Annotated in this window: 6 protein-coding genes; 3 read left to right on the top strand and 3 right to left on the bottom strand. The window is 63.3% G+C overall.

Annotated features, from left to right (window positions below; genetic code table 11):
- Both HX786_RS30430 and HX786_RS30425 read left to right on the top strand, forming a co-directional pair.
- Positions 1 to 999 (top strand): efflux RND transporter periplasmic adaptor subunit (locus HX786_RS30430; protein ID WP_256735343.1); only part of this gene is annotated, 999 nt, incomplete at its 5' end.
- A gap of 2 nt (positions 1,000 to 1,001) precedes the next feature.
- Positions 1,002 to 4,073 carry an efflux RND transporter permease subunit gene (locus tag HX786_RS30425; RefSeq protein WP_178913021.1) on the top strand — a complete coding sequence of 1,024 codons (3,072 nt, stop codon included), beginning with the start codon at positions 1,002 to 1,004 and terminating at the stop codon, positions 4,071 to 4,073.
- Positions 4,074 to 4,223: 150 nt separating this feature from the next.
- Here HX786_RS30425 and HX786_RS30420 read toward each other — a convergent pair whose 3' ends face one another.
- The 3 genes from HX786_RS30420 to HX786_RS30410 form a co-directional block, all read right to left on the bottom strand.
- Positions 4,224 to 5,453 (bottom strand): M20/M25/M40 family metallo-hydrolase, encoded by a 1,230-nt coding sequence (locus tag HX786_RS30420; RefSeq protein ID WP_003210251.1) that lies wholly within the window; start codon positions 5,451 to 5,453, stop codon positions 4,224 to 4,226.
- A gap of 69 nt (positions 5,454 to 5,522) precedes the next feature.
- Positions 5,523 to 6,581, bottom strand: coding sequence for a diguanylate cyclase (locus tag HX786_RS30415; protein ID WP_023658718.1), 1,059 nt, complete (start codon positions 6,579 to 6,581; stop codon positions 5,523 to 5,525).
- A gap of 78 nt (positions 6,582 to 6,659) precedes the next feature.
- Positions 6,660 to 7,295 carry a LysE family translocator gene (locus HX786_RS30410; RefSeq protein ID WP_178913020.1) on the bottom strand — a complete coding sequence of 212 codons (636 nt, stop codon included), beginning with the start codon at positions 7,293 to 7,295 and terminating at the stop codon, positions 6,660 to 6,662.
- A gap of 130 nt (positions 7,296 to 7,425) precedes the next feature.
- Here HX786_RS30410 and HX786_RS30405 point away from each other — a divergent pair.
- The coding region (locus HX786_RS30405) for a PLP-dependent aminotransferase family protein (RefSeq protein ID WP_178913019.1) at positions 7,426 to 8,602 on the top strand (1,177 nt) is incomplete at its 3' end.

The raw sequence follows: 8,602 nt of genomic DNA, 5'->3' as shown, positions 1-8,602 counted from the left end.
GTGCTGGCCGGGATCAACCTTGCGCTCGATCACCTTGCCGCTGACCCGAAACCCCAGGTCACTTTCCGTGCGCGCGGCCACTACGCCGGTGTAGGCGCTTTGCTGGCTGCCGGCGGCTTCGACCTTGGCGGCCAGCACGTCAACCGTGGCGACACTTTGCTGGTGCTGGATATCGGCGACTTCGAACTGGCCCTGCGTTCGGCAAAAAACCGCGTCAATGCGGCCCAGGCGCAACTGCGCCAACGCCGGGACGATGAATCCCGCTACCAGCGCCTGGCCAATACCGGCGCCGTGTCGCGGCAGATTTTCGACCAGTCCGCCACCAATCTGCGGGTGGCCGAAGCCGAACTGGCCTCCGCGCAATCCGACGCCAGCCAGATCGAAAACCGCCGCACCTACTCGGTGCTCAGGGCCGACAGCGACGGCATCATCACCGACGTGCGGGTGGACCGCGGCCAAGTGGTCGCCGAGGGGCAAGTGGTGGCGCGCCTGGCTCACGACGGCGCCCGGGAAGCCATCGTCAACCTGCCGGAAAACCAGCGCGACCAGGCTTCGCAAAAAGCCCTGGCGTTCCCCTTCGGCGCCCCTGAGCAGGCAGTGACCGCCACGTTGCGCGAGCTGTCTGCCAGCGCCGACCCGACCACCCGCACCTACCGGGCCCGCTATGTCTTGCATGGCCCCGTCGACCGCTTCGCTCTCGGCTCGACCATCACCGTGCGCCTGCAAGGTAACGGCCAGGCGCAACAGACCCGCGTGCCCATCGGGGCGCTGCAGGATGCCGGCAAAGGCACCGGTGTGTGGGTGATTGGCGCCGATGACAAGGTCAGCTTCGCCCCGGTCAACGTCGCCAGCCTCGGCCAGGAGGACGCGTTGCTGGACAGTGGCGTGGACCCAGGCCAAGTAGTCGTCGCCCTCGGCGCGCACCTGCTGCACAGCGGTGACGCGGTACGCCTGTTGCCGGCCCAGGCATTGGCCCTCAACCGTCAGCAGGAACACTGATAATGCGCGGGATCAACCTCTCCGAACTGGCGGTCAAGCATCGCGCGGTCACGCTGTTCCTGATCATCGCGATCCTCGCCGCCGGGGTCTTTGCCTTTGGCAAACTGGGGCGCGCCGAAGACCCTTCGTTCACCGTCAAGGTCATGACCATTACCGCTGCCTGGCCCGGCGCCACCGCGCAAGAGATGCAGGAGCAAGTGGCCGACCGCCTGGAAAAACGCCTGCAGGAGTTGGACTATTACGACCGCGTCGAAACCATCGCCCAACCGGGCTTCGTCTCGATGCGCATGACGTACCTGGAGTCCACCCGTCCCAGCGAGATCCAGGACCTGTTCTACCAGACCCGCAAAAAGCTCAGCGACGAAGCCGCGAAGATGCCCAAGGGGGTGATCGGGCCGTTCTTCAACGATGAATACTCCGACGTATACTTTTCCCTGTACGCGCTGGAGGCCGAACACCTGCCCCACCGGCAACTGGTGCAAATGGCCGAGGACATGCGCCAGGGCCTGCTCAATCTGCCGGGAGTGAAGAAGGTCAATATCCTCGGCGAACAGGCGCAGCGGATCTTCGTCGAGTTTTCCTATGAGCGCCTGGCCACCTTGGGCATCAAGCCCGAGCAGATCTTCGCCGCCCTCGCCGCCCAGAATGCCGTGGCGCCTTCAGGCTTTGTCGAGACCGCCGGGGCACGCGCCTATATCCGCATCGACGGGGCCTTCGACAGCCTGGCGCTGATCGAAAACGTCCCGCTGGAAGCAAACGGCAAGCTGCTGCGCATCGCCGATGTGGCCACCGTCAGCCGGGGTTATGAAGACCCGCCCAGCTACCGTATCCGTCATCAGGGCGACCCGTCGCTGATGCTCGGGGTGATCATGGAGAAGCACTGGAACGGCCTGGAACTGGACAAGGCTCTCAAGGCCCAGGAAGCGAAAATCCAGGCCGACCTGCCGCTGGGGGTCAACTTCGCCAAGGTCTCCGACCAGGCGAAAAACATCAGCCTGGCGGTCAACGAGTTCATGCTGAAGTTCTTCGTCGCCCTCGCGGTGGTAATGGTCATCAGCCTGCTGGCCCTGGGGTTCCGCGTCGGGCTGGTGGTGGCCGCTGCGGTGCCGCTGACCTTGTCGATCGTGTTTGTGATCATGCTGATGACCGGCCGCGAATTCGACCGGGTGACCCTGGGCGCGTTGATCATTTCCCTCGGCCTGCTGGTGGACGACGCGATCATTGCGATCGAGATGATGGTGGTCAAACTCGAGGAAGGTTTTGACCGGATCCACGCGGCCACCTTCGCCTGGAGTTCCACCGCCGCGCCGATGCTCACGGGCACGCTGGTGACGATTATCGGCTTCCTGCCGGTGGGTTTTGCCCGCTCGGGGGCCGGTGAATATGCCGGGAATATTTTCTGGATCGTCGGTTTTGCGCTGATCGCCTCGTGGCTGGTGGCGGTGGTGTTCACCCCGTACCTGGGGGTCAAGCTGCTGCCGCACATCCAGCCGGTTGTCGGCGGCCACGACGCAATTTACGCCGGGCGCTATTACCAGAAACTGCGGCGCCTGGTGGATGCTTGCGTGCGCAGACGCTGGCTGGTCACCGGGCTGGTGGTGGCGGCCTTTGTGCTGTGTGGCCTGGGCATGGGCGTGGTGAAGAAGCAGTTCTTTCCCAACTCCGACCGTTCCGAGCTGATTCTGGAGGTGTACATGCCACCGGGCAGCGCCTTCAAAAGCACCGAGGCGGTAGCGGCGCAGGTGGAAAAGGCGTTGATGGAGGAGCCGCAAACCGTGATGGTCGATACCTATGTCGGCGGTGGTGCACCACGGTTTTTCCTGTCGCTGAACCCTGAGCTGCCAGATCCCGCCTTCGCCAAGTTGATCGTGCAGACCGCCGACGCCCATGCCCGGGACAGCCTGAAAAAACGCATGGCTGAACGCATCGCGGCCGGCGAATTTCCATCGGCGCGGGTGCGCGTCACCCAGTTGGTGTTCGGCCCGCCGGTGCCCTTCCCGGTGGTGTTTCGCGTGTCCGGTCCCGACCTGAATGTGCTGCGCAGCCTGGCTGAAGACGTGCGCCAAGTGGTCGCCGCCAACACACTCACGCGGGACAGCTTCCTCGACTGGGGCGAGCGCGCCAGCAGTTACCGCCTGGTACTCGACCAGGACCGCCTGCGCCTGCTGGGCTTTACCCCCGACGGGGTGAAATCCCAGCTCAACGCGTTGCTCAGCGGCAACCCGATCACCGAAGTGCGCGAAGGCAATCGCACCGTTTCAGTGGTTGCCCGCTCCCAGGGCAGCCAGCGCGAAGACCTCGGCAACCTGGACAATATGACCCTGACCAACAGTGCCGGTGTCTCGGTGCCATTGGCCCAGGTCGGGCATTTCCAGGCGGTGATGGAAGAACCGATCCTCAAGCGCCGCAACCGTGCGCTGACCGTGGAAGTGCGCGCCGACATCGTCGACGGCACCCAGCCGCCAGACGTGGAAATGGCGGTGTACAAGGACCTGCAACCCCTGATCGCCAAGCTGCCGGCCGGGTATCAGATCGTCATCGGCGGCCCGGTGGAAGAAAGCGCCAAGGCCAACGTGGCGCTGGCGGCACTGTTCCCGATCATGATCCTGCTGACGTTGACGGTGATCATGTTCCAGGTGCGTTCGTTCGGGGTGATGTTCATGGTGTTCGCCACCGCGCCGCTGGGGCTGATCGGAGCGGTGCCGACGTTGTTGCTGTTCAACCAGCCGTTCGGGTTCAACGCGATATTGGGGTTGATCGGGATTGGCGGGATTCTGATGCGCAATACGCTGATCTTTACCGACCAGATTCGGCAGAACCAGGACCAGGGCATGGTGATTCGCGAGGCGATCATCGAGGCCACGGTGCGCCGGGCACGCCCGGTGATCCTGACCGCGTTGGCGGCGGCGCTGGCGTTTATTCCGCTGACACTGTCGGTGTTCTGGTCGTCGCTGGCGTATGTGTTGATTGGCGGGGTGTTGGTCGGGACAGTGTTGACGTTGCTGTTCTTGCCGGCGTTGTGCAGTCTGGTGCTGGGGCGGGAGAAGACCCGGGAAGTGGTGCCTGCAACCTGATCCAACCAACACCACAAACCAATGTGGGAGCGGGCTTGCTCGCGAAAGCGGTGTACCAGATAAGCAGATGTCGACTGATAGACCGCATTCGCGAGCAAGCCCGCTCCCACACAAGCCCGCTCCCACATTTAGAGGTGTGGCGTTTTTAAGTCAGCGCTTGGAGAGCTCCATGATCATCCGGCTCAGCAGATAAATCCGCGGCGCCACGCTCTCCACCTCGGCATATTCCTCCGGCGTATGGATATTGCCCCCGACAATCCCGAACCCGTCCAGGGTCGGCGTACCCACGCCAGCCGACAAGCTCGCATCCGCCGCCCCGCCGCTGCCCTCAATGGTCAGCTTGCGCCCCAACTCGCCATAAATCCCCTGGGCAATCGCCACCAGCTTGTCCGACTCCGGCGTCTGCGGCATCGGCGGCAGGCCACGGTGCAAACTGGTGGTCACTTCAGTCTCGGGGATCAGCTTGTTGGCCGAGACCCGTGCCAGGTCTTTCTCGATCCGGTCAAACTCTTCCGGCAACGCCGCCCGTACATCCGCCTTGGCGGTGGCCTGGTCGGGGATCACGTTGACCCGGTCGCCGGAGTTGATCACGGTGAAGTTGATGGTGGTTTTCTTCTCGGCATCCCCCAGCTTGCCCAGTTGCAGAATCTGGTGCGCCGCTTCCATCGCCGCGTTGCGCCCCAATTCCGGGGCGACGCCGGCGTGGGCGGCCTTGCCCTTGACCTCGACCACGGCGGTGGCGCTGCCTTTGCGCCATACCACCAGGCCATCGGCCGGGCGACCCGGTTCCAGGTTGAGCGTCACGTCGTGGCCCTTGGCGGTGTTGCGGATCAGCTCGGACGCGCCGTCGGTGCCGGTTTCTTCGCTGGCGTCCAGCAGGAAGGTGATTTGTGCGTAGTCCTTGAAGCCCTGGTTTTTCAGGACTTTCAAGGCGTAGATGCCGGCGACGATGCCGCCCTTGTCATCCATTACGCCCGGGCCATAGGCGCGGCCGTCCTTGATGTGGAACGGCCGGGCAGCCGCCGAGCCTTCCTTGAACACCGTGTCCATGTGGGCCATCAGCAGGATCCTGGCCTTGCCGGTGCCCTTGAGGGTGGCGATGACATGGCTGTTATGAGCGGCGGCATCCGGCACCAGCTGGATGCTGAAACCCAGTTGCTTGAGCTCGTCGACGGCGATGTCACGTACTTGGGTCAGGCCCGGCTCGTAGCCGGAGCCCGAATCGATATTCACCAGGCGCTCCAGCAGTTTCAAGGCGTCGGCCTTGTACTGCTCGGAATCGGCCTGGATCTGTTTGTGGGGTTCGGCGCTGAAGGCCGGCATGGCGAAAGACAGCGCCAGGGTGGCTGCCAGCAAGGTACGCGGGAAGTTGAAGAGCATGAACCGATCCTTGTTTTTTGTTTGGAGGTAGCGCTCCACCCTACCTGACAAATACCGATTTGTTGATCCTCAGATCGACCTCAACCAACTTCCCTGCACCGAACTGACCCGGTTGCGCCCGCTGCTCTTGGCCTCGTACAAGGCCTGGTCGGCATCGTTCAGCCAACTGGTGGCGTCGGCGTGTGCCGGCCGGTACGGCGCCAGGCCGATGCTCAGGCTGGCGCGCAAGGTCGGGTCCTGTGCGTAGGCCAGGGAGTTGAAGCGATCACGCAGGGCGTCCATCACCTCGGTGGCGCGGTTCAGGGGCATGTCCGGCAGGATCACGCAGAATTCGTCGCCACCGTAGCGCCCGGCCAGGTCAGTGGCCCGCAGGTTCTGGCGCAGCACTTTGCTCAATTGACGCAGCACGATATCGCCGGTGACATGGCCGTAGGTGTCGTTGATGGTCTTGAAGTGGTCGATGTCGATCAGCGCGATGGCGGCGCCCTGCTGGTCGCGGCGGCAGCGCTGGAACTCGATTTCCAGGTGGTCTTTCCAGGCGCCGTGGTTGAGCAGGCCCGACAGGCTGTCGGTGCGGCTCAGGGCCAGCAACTCGCGCTTGTGCCGGGCCAGGGTGATCGCTTGCCGGTAACAGATCCAGCCCAGCGCCAGGGGATACAGCATCAGGATCGGCAGGCAGGCGTAGAGCTGCACTTCACTGGTGAGGGCGGTCACCGCCGGAGTGAACACCAGCATCGAGGCGCCGATGCCCAGCGCCTGGGCCACCCAACCGGCGAGCATGAAGCGCGGGCCGCCGATGGCGACGTTGTTCATGGTCATCATCGACAAGGTGGTCACGCTGGGCAGCGGGTTGAACTGCATGGCGCCAACCCAGAACCCGCCGCAAAACGAGTCGAACAGCAGGTTGCGGTGTTCCGAGCGCAGGGAGTTTTTCGAGTGCCGCGACCATTGGTAGGCCACATGCGGCCAGATGAAGGCATTGGCGATCATCACTCCCCAGACCCAAGCGGATTTATCCAGCGGGTAGATGGCGGCGGCCACACAGACAAACCCGAGGGTCAATCCCAGGGTGCGCGACTTGTACAAGCGTGAAGCGAGCGAAAGTCCGTTTCCTCCTGCGGCTGGCATGTCTGGCTTGATCCTGGATGAATGCCCGAAGTCTATCAGGGCACCGGCAGATCGCCACTACCGCTCATAAGCTGACCTTCAGCTGGAAAAGCCCCTGGCCAGCATCAGCGCCACCCCCAGCAGCAACACCGCCGTGGCCCGTTGCAGCAACACCCGGCGCTTGGGGTTTTCCAGCACGTGCTTGATGCGTTGGCCGAAGTAGCAATACAGGCAGCCGCTGGCAAATTGCAGCAGCAGGAAGGTCAGGCCGAGGATCGCGATGTCGGCGGCGGCGCTGCCCTGGCCGATGGCGGCGAACTGCGGGAATACCGCGCTGAACAGAATGATCGCCTTGGGATTCGACAACCCGGTCAGCAGGCCCTTGCCGAAAAGACTGCGGGCATTTTCCGCAGTTGCACCGTTGGTCTTGATGGTCACTCCGCTGCTGGTCCATTGCTTGTAGGCCAGGTAAAGGATGTAGGCCACGCCTACCACCTGGATGATCCGGGTGATCAGCGGGTAATCCTTGATCAGCTCGGAAAAACCCACGGCAAAGATCAGGATCGACACCAGGTAGGAAACACTCGCCCCGAACTGCGCCGGCAGGGAGCGGCGCAGGCCGTCCTTCAAGCCGAGGCTGAGCAACAACAAGGTCATGGGCCCGGGGCTGAAGGCCAGGGTGGTGCACAGCAGCAGGAAATACAAAAACGAAGACAGCGTCAGCGCGGTGGCCATGGCGTGGAATTTCACAGCAGGAAAGAGGGCTTGCAGTCTAGGGCGCACGTGCCGCCACAGGCAGGTAAACTCTACGGATATACGCGCAGACTTTACCGGTGAAGTTGGCGGCAAACTTAAGGACAGTGTGATGCCCATTCCTGCGATTCAGTTTCATGACCGAGCACCGAAGGTGCAGCAGATCGTCGATGCCCTGGCCCATGCGATCGAGCAAGGCGAATTGGCCGCTGGCAGCAAACTGCCTTCGGTGCGTGAGTTGGGAGCCTTGCTGGGCGTCGGAAAATTCACCATGAATGAAGCGCTGGATCGCCTGCGCGGGCGTCACCTCCTGACCTCCAGCCAAGGCCGCGGGCACTTTGTCGCCAGCAACCTGGCACAGCCGTCGTCCAGCACCTGGGTCGACTTGCTGCCCCAGGACTTGCTCAGCGTACTGCGCCGCCCCCTGGCCATGGCCCAGGGCGACCTGCGCCCCGGCGGCGGCCATCTGCCGGAAGACTGGCTGGATTCCGAAGCCCTGCGCCAGGCCATGCGCAGCGCAGTCCGCGCCCCTACCCTGCGCATCGCCGGACTGGGCACCCCGGCGGGCCTGCTGCCGTTGCGCCAGGCGCTGCAACAGAAACTGCACGGTGAAGGGTTGTCGGTGCCGGTGGAACAAATCATCACCACGCCCAACACGGTGCAAGGCCTGGACATGCTCATGCGCCTGCTGGCGCGGCCCGGGGACACGGTGCTGCTGGATGCACCGTGTTATTTCAACTTCCACGCGAACCTGGCGTTGCATGGGGTCAAGGTGGTGACGATCGCCCGGCGGCCTGACGGGTTTGATTTTGTCGCGTTGGAGCAGTTGTTGGCGCAGCATCGTCCCAGCCTGTACCTGACCACCAGCGTGTTGCATAACCCCACCGGGCATTCATTCAGTCCGAGCCAGGCATTTCGGTTGTTGCAACTGACCCGGGAGTATCGCTGCCATATCGTTGAGGATGATCTTTACGGGGATTTGCACCCTAACCCGCCGCCGCGCCTGGCGACTTTGGCGGGATTGGAGCAGGTGACGTACCTGTCGGGGTTTTCGAAGGTGCTGACGGCGAATGCACGGGTCAGTTATGTGGTGGCGGCGCCGCAATTGGCGGCGAATCTGACCAATATGAAGTTGATGAGCGGCGGCATAACGTCGGAGCTGTTCGAACAGATTGTGTATCGGCTGCTGAGTGAGGGTGGGTATGCCAGGCATCGCAAGCGCATGGTTCAGCGGCTGCTGGAGGCTGGGGGGCGGGTTGAGCAGTGGCTGCGGAGTTGTGGGTGTGAAT

This window comes from Pseudomonas sp. 21615526 (assembly GCF_013386245.1).
GTDB lineage: Bacteria > Pseudomonadota > Gammaproteobacteria > Pseudomonadales > Pseudomonadaceae > Aquipseudomonas.
Note: the sequence above shows the minus strand (reverse complement) of the source record. Positions and strands in the feature narration are given on the sequence as shown.

Coding starts and splice junctions, on each gene's coding strand:
- HX786_RS30425 (WP_178913021.1), top strand. CDS start 1,002: ATGCGCGGGATCAACCTCTCCGAACTGGCGGTCAAGCATCGCGCGGTC.
- HX786_RS30420 (WP_003210251.1), bottom strand. CDS start 5,453: ATGCTCTTCAACTTCCCGCGTACCTTGCTGGCAGCCACCCTGGCGCTG.
- HX786_RS30415 (WP_023658718.1), bottom strand. CDS start 6,581: ATGCCAGCCGCAGGAGGAAACGGACTTTCGCTCGCTTCACGCTTGTAC.
- HX786_RS30410 (WP_178913020.1), bottom strand. CDS start 7,295: ATGGCCACCGCGCTGACGCTGTCTTCGTTTTTGTATTTCCTGCTGCTG.